This window comes from Micromonospora sp. DT31 (genome assembly GCF_049841795.1).
In the GTDB taxonomy this organism is placed as follows: Bacteria; Actinomycetota; Actinomycetes; order Mycobacteriales; family Micromonosporaceae; genus Micromonospora.
On the sequence record NZ_JBNCKZ010000008.1, the window covers coordinates 60,949 to 77,816 of the forward strand.

A 16,868-nucleotide genomic window follows, 5' to 3' on the forward strand; every position below is an offset into this window, starting at 1 on the left:
CCCACCCCACCCCGCGCTCCCCGCCGATCTTGCAGTTGGCGCCCCTTCACCGTCCCCTTTGCGCGATTTGCCGGGCCGGAACCTGCACGATCGACGAGGTGGGGGGTAGGCCGGGGTCAGGTGCGCAGATAGGAGGCGCCGTTGAGGTCGACGATCGTGCCGGAGGCCCACTCGGCCTCGGGACTGGCCAGCCAGTGCACCGCCGCCGCGATCTCCTCCGGCCGGGCCACCCGGTGGAACGGCGACTGGGCGCGTACCGCCTCGCCCCGCTCGCTCTTCAGGTGCTCGTTCGTCATGTCGGTCTCCACGAACCCGGGCGCCACGCACGCCACCCCGATCCGGTACGGCGCCAGGGCCACCGCCAGCGACTGCGCCATCGCGTTCATGCCGGCCTTGCTGGCCCCGTACGCCGGATTGCCCGGCTCGCCGCGGAACGCGCCCCGGGAGGAGACGTTGACGATGCGACCCCCACGCTGCCGCATGTGCTGCGCGGCGCACCAGGCGGCGTTCGCGGCACCGACCAGGTTGGTGTCCAGCACCGCCCGCCACTGGGCCCGCCACTGCTCGTAGCTGCTGTCGAAGACCGGGTGCGGCGGATCCGCCGGCCCGAACACGCCCGCGTTGTTGACAAGCACGTCCAGCCCGTCGAGCAGGCGGGCCGCCTCGTCCACCATGAGGCGTACCGCGTCCGGATCGGCCAGGTCGGCGCGGACCACCACGTGCCCCTGGCCGGGCAGTTCGGCGCGCAGCCCCTCGGCCAGCCCGGCCGAGTCCCGGTGGTGGATCGCCACCCGGTCACCGCCGGCCGCGAAGGCCCGCGCCACCGCCCGCCCGATGCCCCGCGAGGCCCCCGTCACCAGCACCGCCCGTCCCGTCATGCCGGCCATCCTGCCGCACCCTGCCGGGATGTTCAGAAGGGCCCCTTCCCATACTGGAGGCGTTAAGAAGGGGCCCCTCCTTACACTGCTGCGATGGGAGTCGACTGCTTGTTCTGCCGGATCGTCGCCGGGGAGATCCCGGCCACCATCGTCCGCGAAACCCCCACCACCCTGGCCTTCCGGGACATCGACCCGAAGGCGCCCACCCACATCCTGGTGATCCCCAAGGAGCACTACGTGGACGTGGCCACGTTGGCCCAGGGCACCCCCGAACTCGCCGGGGAGGTGCTGCAGACCGCCGCCCTGGTGGCCGAGGAGGAGGGTCTGACTGTGGACGGCTTCCGACTGATGTTCAACACCGGCCCGTACGGCGGCCAGGAGGTCTTCCACGTGCATGCCCACCTGCTCGGTGGCGCGCCGCTCGGCCCGATGCTGTGCCGGTGACCGAGGTCTCCGACCGGCTCGACCGGATGACGCGGCGGGCCCAGGCCACCGGGCGTGTCCCGGCGGTCTCGGCGGCCCTGCACCGGGCCGACCGGCCGCTCTGGACCTGTACGGTCGGCGACACCGGCACCGACACCCCGCTCGGGCCGGAGACGGTGTTCCGGATCGGGTCGGTCACCAAGACCTTCACCGCCGTCCTGGTGATGCAGTGCCGCGACGACGGTCTGCTCGACCTGGACGACCCGGTCGGCCGGCACCTCGACCTGCCCGCGCACGGTGAGCTGACCGTACGCCGGTTGCTGTCGCACACCGCCGGCCTGCAACGCGAGCCGCACGGCGACGTGTGGGACAGCCTGCGTGCCCCGGGCGTCGACGAGCTGCTGGCCGATTTGGCCCGGGTGGAGCGGGTGCTGCCCACCGGTCGTCGCTTCCACTACTCCAACCTGGGCATGGCGCTGCTCGGTGAGACCGTCGCCCGGCTGCGCGGCGGCACCTGGGCCGGTGTGCTGGCCGAGCGGGTGCTGGCCCCGCTCGGGCTGACCGCCACCGGCCCGCGCCCGGGGGAGCGTGCCGCCACCGGTTACCTGGTCGACGCGTACTCCGACGAGGCCCACCCGGAGCCGGCGGCGGACTTCGGCGCGGTGGCGCCGGCCGCCCAACTCTGGAGCACCGCCCCGGACATGGCCCGCTGGGCCGCGTTCCTGGCCGACCCGGCGGCGCTGGACCCGGACGGCGCGGTGCTCGCCCCGGCGACCGTGGAGGAGATGCGCTGGCCGCTGACCACCACCGACGAGTCGCTCTGGGCGGCCGGCTTCGGGCTCGGGCTGATCCTGGTGCCGCAGCCGGAGCGGGTGACCCACGTCGGGCACGACGGCGCGATGCCCGGCTTCCTGGCCGCCGTCTACGGCCGCCGCGGCGGGGAGGGCACCCCGCCGGCGATGGGCTGCGCGGTGCTCGGCTCCTCCGGCACCGGCGTGGAGGTCCTCGACCTGGCGCACCGGCTGCTCTCCGCGGCCGCCGAGCACGACCCGGCCGACGTCGCGCCGTGGCGTCCCGGCCCGCCGGCCCCGCCGCACCTGCGCGCCATGCTGGGCCGCTGGTGGGGCGAGGGCTTCGAGTCGGTCTTCTCCTGGCACGACGGGGCGCTGCGGGCCCGGGGCGCGGACGATCCGCCCGGGAAGCCGCCAGCGGTGTTCGCGCCGCTGCCGGACCGGCCGGACGTGTTCCGCACGGTGTCCGGCCGGGAGGTCGGCGAGCTGCTCCGGCTGACCCGGGACGCGGACGGCGTCGTGGTCCGGCTGCACTGGGCGACCTACCGCTTCACCCGCGGTCAGGAGACCTTCGACGGGTACGACTTCCGTGCCGGCGGCTGAGGGCGGGGCACCGGAAATGGGCGCGGTGCGGACCGGGTCGACCGGATACGATGGGCGGTAACCGTACGCCGCGCCAGCAGGGCCCGGCGCTGAGAAGCGGAGAGCAGGTGGCGCAGGGCCCGACGGCCCGACCTATGACCGGCACCCCACCTCCCGGCCCGCCCGGCGTGCAGACCAGGATCACGGTCCCCGACCAGAAGATCATGGTGAATCTGCTCGGCGCGGGCGACGAGATCCTGCGACTCGTCGAACGCTCGGTCAACAGCGACGTCCACGTGCGCGGCAACGAGATCACCATCACCGGCGCGCCCGCCGACAACGCCCGCGCCGAGCGACTCTTCAGTGAGCTGCTCGAACTGATCGAGAAAGGCGAGACCCTGACCACTGACGCCGTACGGCGTACCGTCGGCATGCTCGAGCAGGGCGGCGCCGAGCGGCCCGCCGAGGTCCTGACGCTCAACATCCTCTCCCGGCGCGGCCGCACCATCCGTCCCAAGACGCTCGGACAGAAGCGCTACGTGGACGCGATCGACGCGCACACCATCGTCTTCGGCATCGGTCCGGCCGGCACCGGCAAGACCTACCTGGCCATGGCGAAGGCCGTGCAGGCGCTCCAGGGCAAGCAGGTCAACCGGATCATCCTGACCCGGCCTGCGGTCGAGGCGGGGGAGCGGCTCGGCTTCCTGCCCGGCACCCTGAACGAGAAGATCGACCCTTACCTGCGCCCGCTCTACGACGCGCTGCACGACATGCTCGACCCGGAGACCATCCCCAAGCTGATGGCGGCCGGGACGATCGAGGTGGCGCCGCTGGCCTACATGCGGGGCCGTACGCTCAACGACGCGTTCATCATCCTGGACGAGGCGCAGAACACCACGCCCGAGCAGATGAAGATGTTCCTCACCCGGCTCGGCTTCGGCTCCAAGATCGTCGTTACCGGCGATGTCACCCAGGTGGACCTTCCCGGCGGGACGACCAGCGGCCTGCGGGTGGTCCGGGAGATCCTGGGCAACGTCGAGGACGTGCACTTCGCCCAGCTCTCCAGCTCCGACGTGGTCCGTCACAAGCTGGTGGGCGAGATCGTCGACGCGTACGCCCGTTGGGACGCCGAGCGGGAGAACGAGCAGGCGCAGAGCGTGCACGCCGTGCCGGGGCGCACCGCCCAGGGCGGCCGGTCCGGCCGACGCCGCTGACCCGCTGCGGAAGCCGTCACATCACCAGAGGAAGACAGTTGTCCATCGAGATCGCCAACGAGTCCGGTGTCGACGTCGACACCGACGCCGTGCTCGCCGTCGCGCGGCACGCCCTCGACGAGATGGGGGTCAACCCCCTCGCCGAGCTGTCCGTGCTGCTTGTCGACATCGAATACATGTCGGAGCTGAACCACCGCTGGATGGGTGGCGACGGTCCGACCGACGTGCTCGCGTTCCCCATGGACGAGGGCAGCGTCGACCACGGGCCGGGGGAGAGCGCCCCGGCCGGCGGTGAGCCGGCCCTGCTCGGTGACATCGTGCTCTGCCCGGAGGTGGCGGCCAAGCAGGCCAGCACGGCCGGGCACTCGTCCGCCGACGAACTGCACCTGCTCACCGTGCACGGCGTGTTGCACCTGCTCGGCTACGACCACGCCGAGCCCGAGGAGGAGCGGGAGATGTTCGGTCTCCAGGCCCGGCTGCTGGCCAGCTGGCGGTCGACCCGGTCGCGGTGATGGACATTCTGGCTGCGGTCGGCGCTCCCGCCGGCCTGCCCGATCTGCAACTGCTGGTCTTCGCCGCCGGGCTGGTGGTGTTGGCCGGTCTGATCGCGATGACCGAGGCCGCGCTGGCCGCGGTCTCCCCGGCCCGGGCTGCGGAGTTGGTCCGGGACGGGGCGCGCGGCGCGCGGGCCCTCCAGGCGGTCGCCGGTGACGTGGTCCGCCACCTCAACCTGCTGCTCCTGTTGCGCCTGCTGGCCGAGTTGACCGCCACCACGCTTGTCGCCCTGGTGGCGGTGGACACGTTCGGCGCGGGGTGGCGGGCGGCCCTGGTCACCGCCGGCGCGATGACCGTGGTGAGCTTCGTGGTGGTTGGCGTGGGGCCACGCACGCTGGGCCGGCAGCACGCGTACGCGGTGGGCCGGGTGGTCGCGCCGCTGGTGCGGTGGCTGGGCCGGGCGCTCAACCCGTTGGCGTCGCTGCTGATCCTGATCGGCAACGCGGTCACCCCGGGCAAGGGTTTCCGGGAGGGGCCGTTCGCCACCCAGGTGGAGCTGCGTGAACTGGTCGACCTGGCCGAGCAGCGCGGGGTGGTGGAACACGGCGAGCGTCAGATGATCCATTCGGTGTTCGCCCTCGGTGACACGATCGCCCGGGAGGTGATGGTGCCGCGTACCGAGATGGTGTGGATCGAGGAGCGCAAGACGCTCGCGCAGGCGTTGGCGCTCTTCCTGCGGTCCGGGTTCTCCCGCATCCCGGTGATCGGCGAGAACGTCGACGACGTGCTCGGTCTGCTCTACCTCAAGGACCTGATCCGGCGGGTGCAGGGCGACGCGGGGGCGCGGCAGATGCCGGTGGCGGAGCTGATGCGTCCGGCCACCTTCGTGCCGGAGTCCAAGCCGGTGGACGATCTGCTCTCCGAGATGCAGGCGGCCCGCAACCACCTGGTCATCGTGGTCGACGAGTACGGCGGCACCGGTGGGCTGGTCACCATCGAGGACATCCTGGAGGAGATCGTCGGGGAGATCAACGACGAGTACGATGTCGAACGTCCGCCGGTCGAGCACCTGCCGGACGGGGCGGTGCGGGTGACCGCGCGGCTGCCGGTGGAGAATCTGGGCGAGTTGTTCGCCACCGCACTGCCCACCGACGAGGTGGAGACGGTCGGTGGTCTGCTCGCCCAGGCGCTCGGCCGGGTGCCCATTCCGGGTGCCGAGGCCGAGGTGTCGGGCCTGCGGCTGGTCGCCGAGGGCACCACCGGCCGGCGCAACCGGATCGACACGGTTCTGGTGAGCCGGGTCGATCCGGGCGGTTCGCCGGACAGCACGGGCCGGGGTGACCCGAACGAGTCCCGTGGCAATCACCACCGTTCCGAGGAGAGGCAACCCGCCGATGCCTGAGTCACCCGCTGTGCCCGCCGCCCTGCCCACCCCCGCCGATCCGACCGAGCTGAGCGCCGAGGATGCCAAGCTCGTGGTCCTGGCCCGGGGTGCGCGTGGCCGGGTGGGGGCCGTGGAGGGCGCGGCGGTCCGTGACCAGGACGGCCGGACGTACGCGGCGGCGAGCGTGGCGCTGCCGTCACTGACCCTTACCGCGTTGCAGTTGGCGGTGGCGTCGGCGGCAGCGGCCGGCGCGAGCCGGTTGGAGGCCGCGGTGGTGGTGACGGAGGCGTCGACGCTCGACAGGGCGGGGCACGCAGCGGTCCGGGATCTGTCCGCCGACGCGCCGATCCACGTGGCCGCGCCGGACGGCGTCGTCCTCGGCACGGTGGTCGAGTGACCGCGTCGGAGAAGCGCCCCTACCGGGCCGGTTTCGCCTGTTTCGTCGGCCGGCCGAACGCGGGCAAGTCGACGTTGACAAACGCCATCGTCGGCACGAAGATCGCGATCACGTCGAGCAAGCCGCAGACCACCCGGCACATCATCCGGGCGGTGCTGCACCGGCCGGACTCGCAGCTCGTGCTCGTCGACACCCCGGGCCTGCACCGCCCCCGTACGCTGCTCGGCGAGCGGCTCAACGACCTGGTCCGGGAGACGTGGAGCGAGGTCGACGTGATCGGTCTCTGCGTCCCGGCGAACGAGCCGGTCGGTCGGGGCGACCGGTTCATCACCGGCGAGCTGGCCAGCCTGAAGGCGACGGTGCTGGCGGTGGTCACCAAGACCGACCTGGTGGACAAGAAGCGGCTGGCGGAGCAGTTGCTCGCGGTGAGCGAGCTGGGTGAGTTCGCGGCCGTGGTGCCGGTGAGCGCGGTCTCCGGCCACCAGGTGGACACGCTCGTCGACGTGATGACCGACTATCTGCCGGAGTCACCGCAGCTCTATCCGGACGACATGCTCACCGACGACCCGCAGCAGGTGCTCGTCGCGGAGCTGGTCCGCGAGGCGGCGCTGGAGGGGGTACGCGACGAGCTGCCGCACTCGATCGCCGTGGTGGTCGAGGAGATGATCGCGGAGGGCAACCTCACCAAGATCTACGCCGATGTGTATGTGGAGCGGTCCAGCCAGAAGGCCATCGTCATCGGCCATCGCGGCAGTCGGCTCAAGCACGTCGGCAGCACCGCCCGCCGGCAGATCGAGGAGTTGCTGGGTACCCGGGTCTACCTGGATCTGCACGTCCGGGTGGCGAAGGACTGGCAGCGGGATCCGAAGCAGTTGCGCAAGCTCGGCTTCTGAGGTCGGGTCGGCGCGACCGCCGAGGACCGGGTCGGCCGGACCTATGGAACATCTCACGTTCCATCGGCGTTCCTGGTTGGTTCGCCGCTCCCGGGGGCAGGGTAGGAGATTGCCTCTGCCCCCGGACCCTGTCGCGAGCTGATGCGAAACCGCTATCTCGACCTGCTTCGCTTCCTGGCCATCCTGCGCGTCGTCACCTACCACGTCACCGGCTACGCCACGCTGACGCTTGTGTTTCCCGCGATGTCGGTGATGTTCGCCCTGGCCGGGTCGTTGATGGCCGCGTCGCTGGGTCGCAGCGGGATCGGCGCGATCGGGCGCCGGCTGCGTCGTCTGCTGCCCTCGCTGTGGGTGCTCGCCGCCGTGTTCGTGCCGGCCATGCTGCTCACCGGCCTGGCATTCAGCCCGGAGGTGCTGCTCTGGCTCTTCCCGATCGACGACCCGCCGGCCAACTACTGGGGTGGGCTGGCGCTGAGCCCGATCTGGTACCTGCGTGACTACCTCTGGTTCGTGCTCGCCTCGCCGGCGGCGCTCTGGCTGTTCCGCCGGGCACCGCTGCCCACCCTGGCCGCCCCGTACGCGCTGCTGGTCGCCATCGAGGCGGGGGTGCTGGCGAACCCGCCGACCGTGCTGCGCGAGTTCGGCCTCTACTTCGGCGCCTGGTTGCTCGGCTTCGCCCACCACGACGGGCTGTTGCGCCGGATGCGCAACCGGGTGCTGCTGCCGGTGGCCGCCGTGCTCGGCGTCGCCGGGCTGGCCTGGCTGTTCACCCACACCGGGCCGCGGGGATACGACATCAACGACATTCCGCTGGGCAACGCGCTCTGGTCGGCCGCGTTCATCCTGGTGGCCATCGGCCGGGCGCCCGACTCCGCGGCCTGGGTGGACCGGCTGCCGGCGTTCGGCCGGGCGGTGACTGTGGTGAACCGCCGGGCGCTGACCGTCTACCTCTGGCACATGCCGTTCGTCGTGGCGCTCACCCCGCTCGTCGGACTTGTCGGCTGGTCGCCGCGCGACCCGGTCGGCCTGTGGCTGCGTGTCGGGTTGGTCCTCGCCCTGGTCGGGGTGGTCACCCTGCTGGTCGGCTGGGTGGAGGACGTGGCCGCCCGACGGCGGCCGGAACTGCTTCCCGGTGGTCCCCGCCGGACCGTGGCGGATCGGGCGGCGCTCGCCCCGGCCAGCCCGGCGCCCGCCGGGGCTGCCGGCCCGCTGGTCGGTGCCGGTGCCCGGGTGCCGGGACCACGCCGGGCGGCCGACCGCCCTGCGGAACCGGGGCGGGTCGCCGGGGCCGACCGGCCGTCCCGCCGGGACGTCTCCGTCGGCGACTGAACGACCGCCGGGCGAGGCGGTGGTGGGGGCGCCGGGCCGGTGCCGGTCAGCGGCTGGACACGGTGACGTTGCCGCTGGTGGCGGAGACGTCGAGCAGCACCGACGCGCCCGGGTCGTCGTTCACGGTCACGTCGGTGTCGCCGGAGGTCGCGTCAGCCCGCACCCGGTAGCGGCCCACCGGCACGGACAGGCCCACGTTTCCGCTTGTGGCGTGCAGCCGGACCGGGGCGGGCCGGTCCAGCTCGACGAGGATGTTGCCGGAGGTGGCCTCCGCGTCCACGGCGGCGGCGAGGCGGCGGGCCTCGATGTCACCGGAGCGGGCGCGCAGCCGCACCGGGCCGGCTGCCTCGACCACCTGGATGTTGCCCGACGTGGTCGAGGCGCGGACCCCACCGGCCGCGCCCCGGACGGTCAGGTTGCCGGAGCTGAGCGTGAACTCGACCGCCCCGACCTCGCTGAGGTCGACGTTGCCCGAACCGGTGCTGCCGCGTACCGCCACCCCGGGCGGTGCGGTCACCTCCCAGGAGATGCTGCACCGGTGCCCGCAGTCGGTGGGCAGGACGAGTTCGTCGCCCTTGATCTCGTAGCGGCTGCTCGGCTCGTCGCCCTGGTAGCGGACCACGCGCTTGATCCGCACCTGGTCCGTGCTGCCGTTGGCCCGCAGCACCACGTCCCCGGCCCCCTCGTCGGCCACCGTGACCGTGGTGATCTTCACCCGCTCGGTGTGGTCGTAGTCGAGTCGCCGGAACGCGAGCGTGTCACACCCGGCGAGCACGATGAGGACGGTGGCGGCGGTGGCGGCGACCGCCGTACGCGGCCGGAGAGCCGTTCGGAGCGAAGCCATGGTCAGCACCCTAGAACCGGGTGGACGGCCGACACATCGGGGTTCGCCCGACGGTCGACCCCGAGCCGACCCTGAGATCGCCCTCGGAGGGAGAATGACCTGATGGCCGGTTACCGCCGACAGCTCTACCGCGACGACGCGGTGGTGCTGCGTGTGCAGAAGCTGGGCGAGTCCGACCGGATCATCACGCTGTTCACCCGCCGGCACGGCCGGCTGCGCGCGGTGGCCCGGGGCGTCCGGCGCACCACAAGCCGCTTCGGGGCCCGGCTGGAGCCGTTCGGCCACGTCGACCTCCAACTCGCCGGTGACCCGAAGGGCAACCAGGGCAGCTCGCTGCACTCCGTCAGCCAGGTCGAGGCGATCGAGTTGTACGGCAAGCGGCTGGTCGGCGACTATCCCCGTTACACCGCGGCCAGCGCGATCGCCGAGACCGCCGAGCGACTGACCCCGATCGAGCGGGAGCCCTCCCTGCGACTGTTCCAACTCACCCTCGGCGCGATGAAGTCCCTGGCCCGGGGCGAGCATGCCACCACGCTGGTGCTCGACGCCTACCTGCTGCGTGGGATGGCGTACGCCGGGTGGGCGCCGGCGCTCGTCGCCTGCGCGGTCTGCGGCGAGCCGGGGCAGCACCGGGCGTTCTCGGTGCCGGCCGGTGGCGCGGTGTGCCCGGACTGCCGGCCCCCGGGCGCTGCCCACCCCGCACCCGCCACGCTGGCCCTGATGTCCGCGCTGACCAGCGGCGACTGGGGCTACGCCGACGCCGCCGACAACGGGGTGCGCCGGGAGTGCAGTGGGCTGGTCGCGGCGCACCTCCAGTGGCATCTGGAACGCGCGCTACGCTCGCTGCCGCTGGTCGACCGGGGCGCCCCGGCGTCCGGCGCGGTCCCGCCGCCCGGCGACGCGGGGCCGGGTGTGGTGCCGCCGCGCGCCGGCGCCGGGCCCACCGCCGCCGGTGTGAACAGGGAGATGACCGAGTGATCCGATCCAGCAGGGCGGCCCGCCGCGAGCCGGTGCCGCCGACCCCGCACCCGTCCGGCGCCCGCCCGCCTGCGCTGCCGGCCGCCGCGTTGCCCCAGCACGTCGCCATCGTGATGGACGGCAACGGCCGCTGGGCCAAGGAGCGCGGGCTGCCCCGCACCAAGGGGCACGAGCAGGGCGAGCACAGCCTCTTCGACACCATCGAAGGCGCGATCGAGATGGGCATCCCCTACCTGTCGGCGTACGCGTTCTCCACGGAGAACTGGCGTCGCTCGCCGGAGGAGGTCCGCTTCCTGATGGGCTTCAACCGGGACGTCATCAGGCGGCGCCGCGACCAGCTCGTCGACCTGGGCGTACGGGTGGTCTGGTCGGGGCGGGCCGGGCGGCTGTGGAAGAGCGTCATCTCCGAGTTGCAGACCGCCGAGGAGATGTCCCGGGGCAACTCGACGCTGACGTTGCAGTTCTGCGTGAACTACGGCGGGCAGGCGGAGATCGCCGACGCCGCCGCGGGGATCGCCCGGGACGTGGCCGCCGGCCGGCTAGACCCGGACAAGGTGAACGAGAAGACGGTGGCGCGCTACCTCTACCACCCCGAGGTGCCCGAGGTCGACCTGTTCCTGCGCCCCTCCGGTGAGCAGCGCATCTCCAACTTCCTGCTCTGGCAGACCGCGTACGCCGAGCTGGTCTACCTGGACACGCTCTGGCCGGACTTCGACCGCCGGCACCTGTGGTACGCCTGCGAGCTGTACGCCCGACGCGACCGCCGGTTCGGCGGGGCGCTGCCCAACCCGGTGGCCCCGGGGGCCTGACCAGGCTTACCGACGCGCCGCGCTGGGTACCGGTACGGCAGACAGACAGCGAACGCGGAGGTGAACCACATGATTCAGAAGCGGATCGCGCAGTGGGCGGTCATGGCGGTCGCCGTGCCGCTGGCGGCGGCCGGCGCACGTCGGCTCAGCCACACCATGGAGGCCCGCCGTGGCCCGACCGGGGTGAGCCGCCTGCTGACCAAGGGCGCCGACCTGGTCCGGCCGCAGAAGGCCAAGCGGCGTCGGTTCTTCTGACCTCGGTGGCCGGGTCACACCGGTCACCCGCGCAACGCTCCGCATCCGGCCCCCGGGCCGGACCGCGGGGCGTTGCGCTTCGCCCGGGTGGGTCAGCCCTGCACCTCGGCGCGGTCGCCCGCCCACCGGGTGTGGAACGATCCGTCCCGGTCCACCCGGTGGTAGGTGTGCGCGCCGAAGTTGTCCCGCAACCCCTGGATCAGCGCGGCCGGCAGCCGCCGCGCGCGCAGCGCGTCGAAGTAGGCGAGCGACGAGCCGAAGGCCGGGGCCGGCACGCCCGCCCGGGCCGCGTCGGCCACCACCCGACGCCACGCCGGCACCCCGGCGCCGACCTGGTCGGCGAACCACGGGGCGACCAGCAGCGTCGCCAGGTCCGGCTCGGCGTCGTACGCCTGGCGGATCCGGTCCAGGAAGCGGGCCCGGATGATGCAGCCGCCCCGCCAGATGGTTGCCGTGCCGCCCAGGTCGATGTCCCAGTCGTACTCCCGGCTGCCGGCGCGGATGTGGTCGAAGCCCTGCGCGTACGCGACGATCTTGCTGGCGAGCAGCGCGCGGCGCACGTCCTCGACGAACGCGTCCCGGTCGTCGACCTGCCACTTGTCGCCCGCGTCGGCGAACACCCGGCGGGCGGCCTCGCGCTGGTCGGCGTGGCCGGACAGCGAGCGGGCGAACGTGGCCTCGGCGATGCCGGTGATCGGGATGCCCAGGTCCAGCGCGCTCTGCACGGTCCAGCGGCCGGTGCCCTTCTGCTCGGCCTGGTCGAGCACGACGTCCACGAACGGCTGGCCGGTGGCCGCGTCGGTGTGCCCGAGCACGTCGGCGGTGATCTCGATGAGGAACGACTCCAACTCGCCGCCGTTCCACCCCCGGAAGATCTCCGCGATCTCCGCCGGGCTCGCCGACAGCCCGGCCCGCAACAGGTCGTACGCCTCGGCGATGAGCTGCATGTCCGCGTACTCGATGCCGTTGTGCACCATCTTGACGAAGTGGCCGGCACCGTCCGGCCCGACGTGCCGGCAGCACGCCTCACCCTCCACGTGCGCGGCGATCTTCTCGAAGATCGGGCCGAGCGTGCGGTAGGACTCCGCCGAGCCGCCCGGCATGATGCTCGGGCCGCGCAGCGCGCCCTCCTCGCCGCCGGACACGCCGGTGCCGACGAAGTGCAGCCCGTGCGCGCGCAGCGCCTCCTCCCGGCGGCGGGTGTCGGCGAAGTGCGCGTTGCCGCAGTCGACGACGATGTCGCCCTCGTCGAGCAGCGGGACCAGTTCGTCGATCACCGCGTCGGTGGGCACGCCGGCCTTCACCATCACGATCACCGCGCGCGGGCGCTCCAGCGAGGCGACGAAGTCCGCCAGCGACTCCGACGCCACGAACGTGCCCTCGTCGCCGTGCTCGGCGACCAGGCTGCGGGTGCGCTCCGGCGAGCGGTTGTGCACCGCCACGGCGAATCCGTTGCGGGCCAGGTTCCGGGCCAGGTTGCGGCCCATCACCGCCAGACCGGTGACCCCGATCTGTGCCGTCGCCTGCTCTGCCATGCGTACCGCCGCCTCTCGCCCTCGCCGTGGTGCGGCTCCCCCGGTGCCGTGCTGCGACCGTATCGCGGTCGCCGGGGGAGCGGGCGGGGACGTCGACAGGGCGTGACGGGGAGATGGCGCCGCGTCGGTCCGGTAAATCGGGTGCGACGGTGCCGGTGGCGGGATAGCGTGACGGCATGCGTAACTGACGCCCCACCTCCGAGCCGGTCCACCGCCGCCAGTGCCGTGGACCCGTCCTGCTCCGGGCGTCCGCATCCTTTCCCCGCTGCCGTCGGTCGCGGTGTCTGTCCTGATCGGAACGCGCCGGAGCCCTCGCTCGGCGCGTCCCGTGTGGCGCGCCCGTACGACAGGAGGCCCGCGAATGCCCGCGAAGCGCAAACCGAAGAAGTCCCGCACGTCCTCGCCGCACGTGACCGCGCCGGACCTTGACGCGCTCACCGTGACACCGGCCGCGTCGGTGCCGTCGACGGAGTCGATGCCGTCCACGGTGTCGCCGGAGGCGGTGTCCCCGGAGGCGGTGTCCCGTCCGGCTTCCCCGGAGATCCCGGACCCGTCCGGTGCCTCCTTCACGCCGCCCGGGTCCGGCCCCCCTGCCCGGCGGCAGGACCGGCTGACGGGCCGCAGCCAGCGCGCCGGCCAGACCCGGTTCTACGCCTTCCGCCGCAGCTGATCGCCACGTGCCGGTCTCACCTGCGGGTCGACGACCGGGCTCACGGCGGTGAAAGGAGTGAGCCCGCCCTGCCGGGGACGGCGGGGCGGGCTCACGGGGAGGCAGGATCAGTTGCGGCAGGTGCCGAGCCCGGAGCGGGGCTGGCAGGTGCAGCTGCGGACGCCGTTCACGCAACGGCACCACTTGTAGTAGGGCAAGTACGAGCCCGTCTTCGGGCAGGAGCAGTACGCACCCCAGCCTTGCGTGCAGGCCGCTGCGGCGGTGGCCGTGGTCTTCGGGACGACCAGGCTGAGCACCCGGTCGCCCAGTGATTCGATAAGGCGGATCATCTGATTCCTCCTTTGCCGAGGTTCGCTCCGTCAGCAGACGTAACTTCGATGATCATGCATGTATATGACACTCAATGGCCTGTCGAGGCGACCTTGCGTTTCACCACGCCGAGCACATCCGCGTGGGCAAAGTAGCCGACCTGCCGCGAATCGTGACTTGCCGCCCGGTTGTCGCCGAGCAGCACGAGCCGGCCCGGCGGCACCGTCGCCGCCGGAACCCCCTCGCCCGCCGCGCTCCCGCTCAACCGGCCGACCTGCCACCCGCCCGAGGCGGGCAGGTCCGGTGGCACCGGATCGCCCGGCAGGGCCGCGATCCTCTTGATCAACCAGCCTTCGTCCGGGACCGGCCTGCCGATGCGGGGCCGCCGCGACGGCACCTGCCGCTCGCCCGGCCATCCGGCGACCACGATCTGCCCGGTGCGCAGGGCCGAGGCCGGCACCCGCCGCACCAGCACCCGGTCCCCGGGGCGGTACGTCGGCAGCATGCTCTCACCCTGGACGGTGACCAGCACGTACCGCCCACGCAGCCACCACGCCACCGCCACCGGCACCGCCACGGCGGTGACGAGCGCGGCGGCCACGGTGACCGGCCTGCTCACCGCGCCTCCTCCGGCAACGGGTCGAGCTGGTAGCCGTCGGCCTGACGACGGAACAGCTCGGCGTACGCGCCACCGGCCGCCAGCAGCTCGGCGTGCGTCCCCTGCTCGACCACCCGTCCCTCGGCGAGCACCACGATCCGGTCGGCGTCGCGCAGCGAACCGAGCCGGTGCGAGACCAGGACACTGGTGCGACCGGCCCGGTGGGCACGCAGCGCGCGGTGCACCTCGTACTCGGCGTCCGGGTCGAGGCCGGCGCTGGGCTCGTCGAGGATCATCAGGTCGTGCTCGTCCCGCAGGTAGGCGCGGGCCAGGGCGATCCGCTGCCACTGCCCGCCGGACAGGCGCACCCCGGTCAGTAGGTCGCCCTGGTCCGACTCACTGAAGAAGAGCCGCGTGAGCAGCGTGTCGTAGCCGTGCGGCAGCGCCTCGACCACCGTGTGCACGCCGGCTTTGCGGGCCGCGTGGACCAGCCGGTCCCGGTCGTCAGACGCCGGGAGGTTGCCGACCCCGATGTTCTCCGCCGCGCTCAGGTCGTAGGCCATGTAGTCCTGGAAGACCGCGCCGACGCGGCGGCGCAGTTCGGTCACGTCGAGGTCGCGCAGGTCGACGCCGTCCCAGAGGATCGCCCCCCGCGTCGGATCGTAGAACCGGCAGAGCAGCTTGACGATGGTGCTCTTGCCCGCACCGTTGAGCCCGACCAGCCCCATCGCCTGCCCCGCCGGCAGGTGCAGGTCGACGCCGCGCAGCACCCAGGGCAGCTCGTCGCTGTAGCGGAACCAGACGTCCCGCAGCTCGACGCCCTGTCGCAGTGGCGGCACCGGAGCCGGATCGACGGCGAGCGGCAGATCCACCGGCCCGGTGGCGATCATCGCGAAGTGGTCGAAGAGCAGCAGTTGCTCGTGTCCGTTGGCGACGGTGCGTACCAGCTCGTTGAGTCCGGCCTGCACACCCGCGAGTGCGGCGATCACGATCGAGACGTCGCCGACGGTCAGCTGGCCCGCGTACGCCGCCCGGACCGCCCAGAGTAGACCGGCCCCGCCGACCATCGCCGCGACGAACCCCAGCCCGCCCTGGACGAACAGCTCCCGCCGGTCGACCCGACGCAACGCCTGGTTGGCCCGGCGTCGCTCACGCAACATCCGCCCGCGCAGGAAGCCTGCCAGGCCGAACAGCCGGATCTCCTTGGCCGCCTGCACGTCCTGGAGCAGGCTCCGGTAGATGATCTCGGCGCGTTCCCACGGGCCGACCTGCCACTGCACCCGGGCCCGGCGTCGGGCCAGGGCCAGCTCCGCCAGGAACACGGGCACGGCGGCCAACAGGACCAGCCCGGTGAGGGTTGGACTGAGCAGGGCGAGCGATCCGATGAAGCCGACGACCAGCAGCACCCCGCGTACCAGGCCGAAGGCCGCCTCCACCAGTTGGACAGGCATGGCCGCGGCGTCCTGGGCCAACCGCAGCCGGTCCAGGTAGACCGGGTCCTCCAGCCGGGCCAACCCGACCTGGCGTCCCACCGAGCGGTAGAGCTCGTCGTCGGCGACGAGGGCGACGTTCCGGCTGATCTCCCCGGTCAGGTAGGCCCCGAGGTGCGGCAGCAGGGCGGTGCCGAGCCCGGCGACGGCCAACCCGGCACCGGCCTCGAGCACGGTGGCCCAGTCCTTCCCGCTGCCGACCGCGTCGAGGACGACCTTGAGCAGCCAGGCGGTGACGACCGGCAGGATCCCGCCCGCCAACGCGACCAGGCCGTACGCGATCGTGGGCAGAGGTGCCCCGCGCCGCACGAGGCGGGCACCCATGGCGGCGGCGGCCAGCAGGGGCCAGCGCCGGCCACCGGTCGGGTGCGGTGATCCGTCCGGTGGCTGCGCGGACGATTCGGCCGTCGGGCCGTCGGTGCCGGCATCGAGCGGTGGACTCATCCGGCGACGGGTGCCGAGAGGTCTTCGATCAGGGAACCACTGGCGACGACGACACCGGACTCGTCGATCAGGCTGATCGCCGGGAAGCCCTGCACCCCGAAGGCGGTGTAGAGCGGCCCTCCGTCGGGCTCGACGACGACCCGGGCGACCGGGGCCAGCGCGGCGACGTACTCGTCGGCGTCCTCCCGGCTGCCGCTCGCCACGATCCCGACGACCTGGTCCCGGCCGCCGGGGTGCTCGGCCGCGTATCGGACGAACTGCGGCATCCGTTCCCGGCAGGGGGCGCAGCCCGGCGAGAAGAAGCCGACGAGGGTGGGGCCGGTCAGCCCGTCCCGGCTGACGGTGGCGCCGTCCTCGGCGAGGGCCTGGAACGGCTGAACGGTGTTGCCGGCTCCGAGCATGATCTCGTCGCCGTGCCCATGCCCGGCCTCGACAGCGGTGAGTCGTAGGGTGTGCTCACGGAGCCGCCTGATCACCCCGAAGGTGAGGATCAGGTTCAGCAGGCCGATGATGCCGACGACGGTGACGGCAGCGGCGAGATATGGCATGG

At 72.8% G+C, this 16,868-nt stretch carries 19 protein-coding genes; 12 read left to right on the forward strand and 7 right to left on the reverse strand.

Annotated features, from left to right (window positions below):
- Positions 1 to 116: 116 nt before the first annotated feature.
- Positions 117 to 878, reverse strand: a complete 762-nt coding sequence (locus ACLQ2X_RS15690; protein ID WP_425681754.1) for an SDR family NAD(P)-dependent oxidoreductase — start codon at positions 876 to 878, stop codon at positions 117 to 119.
- A gap of 93 nt (positions 879 to 971) precedes the next feature.
- On the opposite strand from ACLQ2X_RS15690, the gene ACLQ2X_RS15695 reads away from it, so the two are divergent.
- From ACLQ2X_RS15695 to ACLQ2X_RS15730, 8 genes are all read left to right on the forward strand, one after another.
- Entirely contained in the window at positions 972 to 1,322 is a 351-nt protein-coding gene (locus tag ACLQ2X_RS15695; RefSeq protein WP_425681755.1) for a histidine triad nucleotide-binding protein, read from the forward strand.
- On the forward strand, positions 1,319 to 2,695 hold the full coding sequence (locus tag ACLQ2X_RS15700; RefSeq protein WP_425681756.1) for a serine hydrolase domain-containing protein: 1,377 nt from the start codon (positions 1,319 to 1,321) through the stop codon (positions 2,693 to 2,695). The genes ACLQ2X_RS15695 and ACLQ2X_RS15700 overlap by 4 nt, the downstream gene beginning before the upstream one ends.
- Positions 2,696 to 2,829: 134 nt before the next feature.
- Positions 2,830 to 3,888 (forward strand): PhoH family protein, encoded by a 1,059-nt coding sequence (locus tag ACLQ2X_RS15705; protein WP_425681757.1) that lies wholly within the window; start codon positions 2,830 to 2,832, stop codon positions 3,886 to 3,888.
- Positions 3,889 to 3,926: 38 nt separating this feature from the next.
- Positions 3,927 to 4,400 (forward strand): rRNA maturation RNase YbeY, encoded by a 474-nt coding sequence (gene ybeY, locus ACLQ2X_RS15710; RefSeq protein ID WP_425681758.1) that lies wholly within the window; start codon positions 3,927 to 3,929, stop codon positions 4,398 to 4,400.
- Positions 4,376 to 5,785, forward strand: coding sequence for a hemolysin family protein (locus ACLQ2X_RS15715; protein ID WP_425681957.1), 1,410 nt, complete (start codon positions 4,376 to 4,378; stop codon positions 5,783 to 5,785). Before ybeY ends, ACLQ2X_RS15715 begins: the two co-directional genes overlap by 25 nt.
- A complete protein-coding gene (locus ACLQ2X_RS15720) occupies positions 5,778 to 6,164 on the forward strand; it encodes a cytidine deaminase (RefSeq protein ID WP_425681759.1) in 387 nt (128 codons plus the stop codon). The genes ACLQ2X_RS15715 and ACLQ2X_RS15720 overlap by 8 nt, the downstream gene beginning before the upstream one ends.
- Positions 6,161 to 7,057, forward strand: coding sequence for a GTPase Era (era, locus tag ACLQ2X_RS15725; protein ID WP_425681760.1), 897 nt, complete (start codon positions 6,161 to 6,163; stop codon positions 7,055 to 7,057). The genes ACLQ2X_RS15720 and era overlap by 4 nt, the downstream gene beginning before the upstream one ends.
- A gap of 141 nt (positions 7,058 to 7,198) precedes the next feature.
- Positions 7,199 to 8,386, forward strand: coding sequence for an acyltransferase family protein (locus ACLQ2X_RS15730; protein WP_425681761.1), 1,188 nt, complete (start codon positions 7,199 to 7,201; stop codon positions 8,384 to 8,386).
- Positions 8,387 to 8,432: 46 nt separating this feature from the next.
- On the opposite strand, the gene ACLQ2X_RS15735 is transcribed toward ACLQ2X_RS15730, so the two are convergent.
- Positions 8,433 to 9,230 carry a DUF4097 family beta strand repeat-containing protein gene (locus tag ACLQ2X_RS15735; protein ID WP_425681762.1) on the reverse strand — a complete coding sequence of 266 codons (798 nt, stop codon included), beginning with the start codon at positions 9,228 to 9,230 and terminating at the stop codon, positions 8,433 to 8,435.
- A 102-nt stretch (positions 9,231 to 9,332) separates the two neighbouring features.
- On the opposite strand from ACLQ2X_RS15735, the gene recO reads away from it, so the two are divergent.
- The 3 genes from recO (at position 9,333) to ACLQ2X_RS15750 (ending at position 11,272) form a co-directional block, all read left to right on the forward strand.
- Entirely contained in the window at positions 9,333 to 10,208 is an 876-nt protein-coding gene (gene recO, locus ACLQ2X_RS15740; protein ID WP_425681763.1) for a DNA repair protein RecO, read from the forward strand.
- 32 nt (positions 10,209 to 10,240) lie between these two features.
- Positions 10,241 to 11,017: an isoprenyl transferase gene (locus ACLQ2X_RS15745; RefSeq protein ID WP_425681958.1), complete on the forward strand. Its 777-nt coding sequence runs from the start codon at positions 10,241 to 10,243 to the stop codon at positions 11,015 to 11,017.
- A 69-nt stretch (positions 11,018 to 11,086) separates the two neighbouring features.
- Positions 11,087 to 11,272 carry a hypothetical protein gene (locus ACLQ2X_RS15750; protein ID WP_425681764.1) on the forward strand — a complete coding sequence of 62 codons (186 nt, stop codon included), beginning with the start codon at positions 11,087 to 11,089 and terminating at the stop codon, positions 11,270 to 11,272.
- A 92-nt stretch (positions 11,273 to 11,364) separates the two neighbouring features.
- Here ACLQ2X_RS15750 and gndA read toward each other — a convergent pair whose 3' ends face one another.
- Positions 11,365 to 12,807, reverse strand: coding sequence for an NADP-dependent phosphogluconate dehydrogenase (gene gndA, locus ACLQ2X_RS15755; RefSeq protein WP_425681765.1), 1,443 nt, complete (start codon positions 12,805 to 12,807; stop codon positions 11,365 to 11,367).
- A gap of 361 nt (positions 12,808 to 13,168) precedes the next feature.
- Between gndA and ACLQ2X_RS15760 the strand changes: the two genes are divergently transcribed.
- Positions 13,169 to 13,477 carry a hypothetical protein gene (locus tag ACLQ2X_RS15760; RefSeq protein ID WP_425681766.1) on the forward strand — a complete coding sequence of 103 codons (309 nt, stop codon included), beginning with the start codon at positions 13,169 to 13,171 and terminating at the stop codon, positions 13,475 to 13,477.
- Between the two features lie 107 nt (positions 13,478 to 13,584).
- Here the strand turns inward: ACLQ2X_RS15760 and ACLQ2X_RS15765 are convergent, their stop codons facing one another.
- The 4 genes from ACLQ2X_RS15765 to ACLQ2X_RS15780 all read right to left on the reverse strand — a co-directional run bounded on the left by ACLQ2X_RS15765 (position 13,585) and on the right by ACLQ2X_RS15780 (position 16,866).
- Complete coding sequence (locus ACLQ2X_RS15765; RefSeq protein WP_425681767.1) at positions 13,585 to 13,806, reverse strand: hypothetical protein; 222 nt, start codon at positions 13,804 to 13,806, stop codon at positions 13,585 to 13,587.
- 71 nt (positions 13,807 to 13,877) lie between these two features.
- The gene (locus ACLQ2X_RS15770; RefSeq protein ID WP_425681768.1) at positions 13,878 to 14,405 is read right to left on the reverse strand and encodes a S26 family signal peptidase; all 528 of its coding nucleotides are present in this window, start codon (positions 14,403 to 14,405) and stop codon (positions 13,878 to 13,880) included.
- Positions 14,402 to 16,318, reverse strand: coding sequence for an ABC transporter ATP-binding protein (locus ACLQ2X_RS15775; protein ID WP_425681769.1), 1,917 nt, complete (start codon positions 16,316 to 16,318; stop codon positions 14,402 to 14,404). Before ACLQ2X_RS15775 ends, ACLQ2X_RS15770 begins: the two co-directional genes overlap by 4 nt.
- The gene (locus ACLQ2X_RS15780) at positions 16,315 to 16,866 is read right to left on the reverse strand and encodes a TlpA disulfide reductase family protein (protein WP_425681770.1); all 552 of its coding nucleotides are present in this window, start codon (positions 16,864 to 16,866) and stop codon (positions 16,315 to 16,317) included. The genes ACLQ2X_RS15775 and ACLQ2X_RS15780 overlap by 4 nt, the downstream gene beginning before the upstream one ends.
- Positions 16,867 to 16,868 lie beyond the last annotated feature (2 nt).

What these genes read in the sequence shown, in the direction of transcription:
- ACLQ2X_RS15760 (WP_425681766.1), top strand. Translation starts at nt 13,169, where the DNA reads ATGCCCGCGAAGCGCAAACCGAAGAAGTCCCGCACGTCCTCGCCGCAC.
- ACLQ2X_RS15720 (WP_425681759.1), top strand. Translation starts at nt 5,778, where the DNA reads ATGCCTGAGTCACCCGCTGTGCCCGCCGCCCTGCCCACCCCCGCCGAT.
- ACLQ2X_RS15695 (WP_425681755.1), top strand. Translation starts at nt 972, where the DNA reads ATGGGAGTCGACTGCTTGTTCTGCCGGATCGTCGCCGGGGAGATCCCG.
- recO (WP_425681763.1), top strand. Translation starts at nt 9,333, where the DNA reads ATGGCCGGTTACCGCCGACAGCTCTACCGCGACGACGCGGTGGTGCTG.
- gndA (WP_425681765.1), bottom strand. Translation starts at nt 12,807, where the DNA reads ATGGCAGAGCAGGCGACGGCACAGATCGGGGTCACCGGTCTGGCGGTG.
- ACLQ2X_RS15765 (WP_425681767.1), bottom strand. Translation starts at nt 13,806, where the DNA reads ATGATCCGCCTTATCGAATCACTGGGCGACCGGGTGCTCAGCCTGGTC.
- ACLQ2X_RS15690 (WP_425681754.1), bottom strand. Translation starts at nt 878, where the DNA reads ATGACGGGACGGGCGGTGCTGGTGACGGGGGCCTCGCGGGGCATCGGG.
- ACLQ2X_RS15735 (WP_425681762.1), bottom strand. Translation starts at nt 9,230, where the DNA reads ATGGCTTCGCTCCGAACGGCTCTCCGGCCGCGTACGGCGGTCGCCGCC.
- ACLQ2X_RS15750 (WP_425681764.1), top strand. Translation starts at nt 11,087, where the DNA reads ATGATTCAGAAGCGGATCGCGCAGTGGGCGGTCATGGCGGTCGCCGTG.
- ACLQ2X_RS15775 (WP_425681769.1), bottom strand. Translation starts at nt 16,318, where the DNA reads ATGAGTCCACCGCTCGATGCCGGCACCGACGGCCCGACGGCCGAATCG.
- ACLQ2X_RS15705 (WP_425681757.1), top strand. Translation starts at nt 2,830, where the DNA reads ATGACCGGCACCCCACCTCCCGGCCCGCCCGGCGTGCAGACCAGGATC.
- ACLQ2X_RS15730 (WP_425681761.1), top strand. Translation starts at nt 7,199, where the DNA reads ATGCGAAACCGCTATCTCGACCTGCTTCGCTTCCTGGCCATCCTGCGC.
- ACLQ2X_RS15780 (WP_425681770.1), bottom strand. Translation starts at nt 16,866, where the DNA reads ATGCCATATCTCGCCGCTGCCGTCACCGTCGTCGGCATCATCGGCCTG.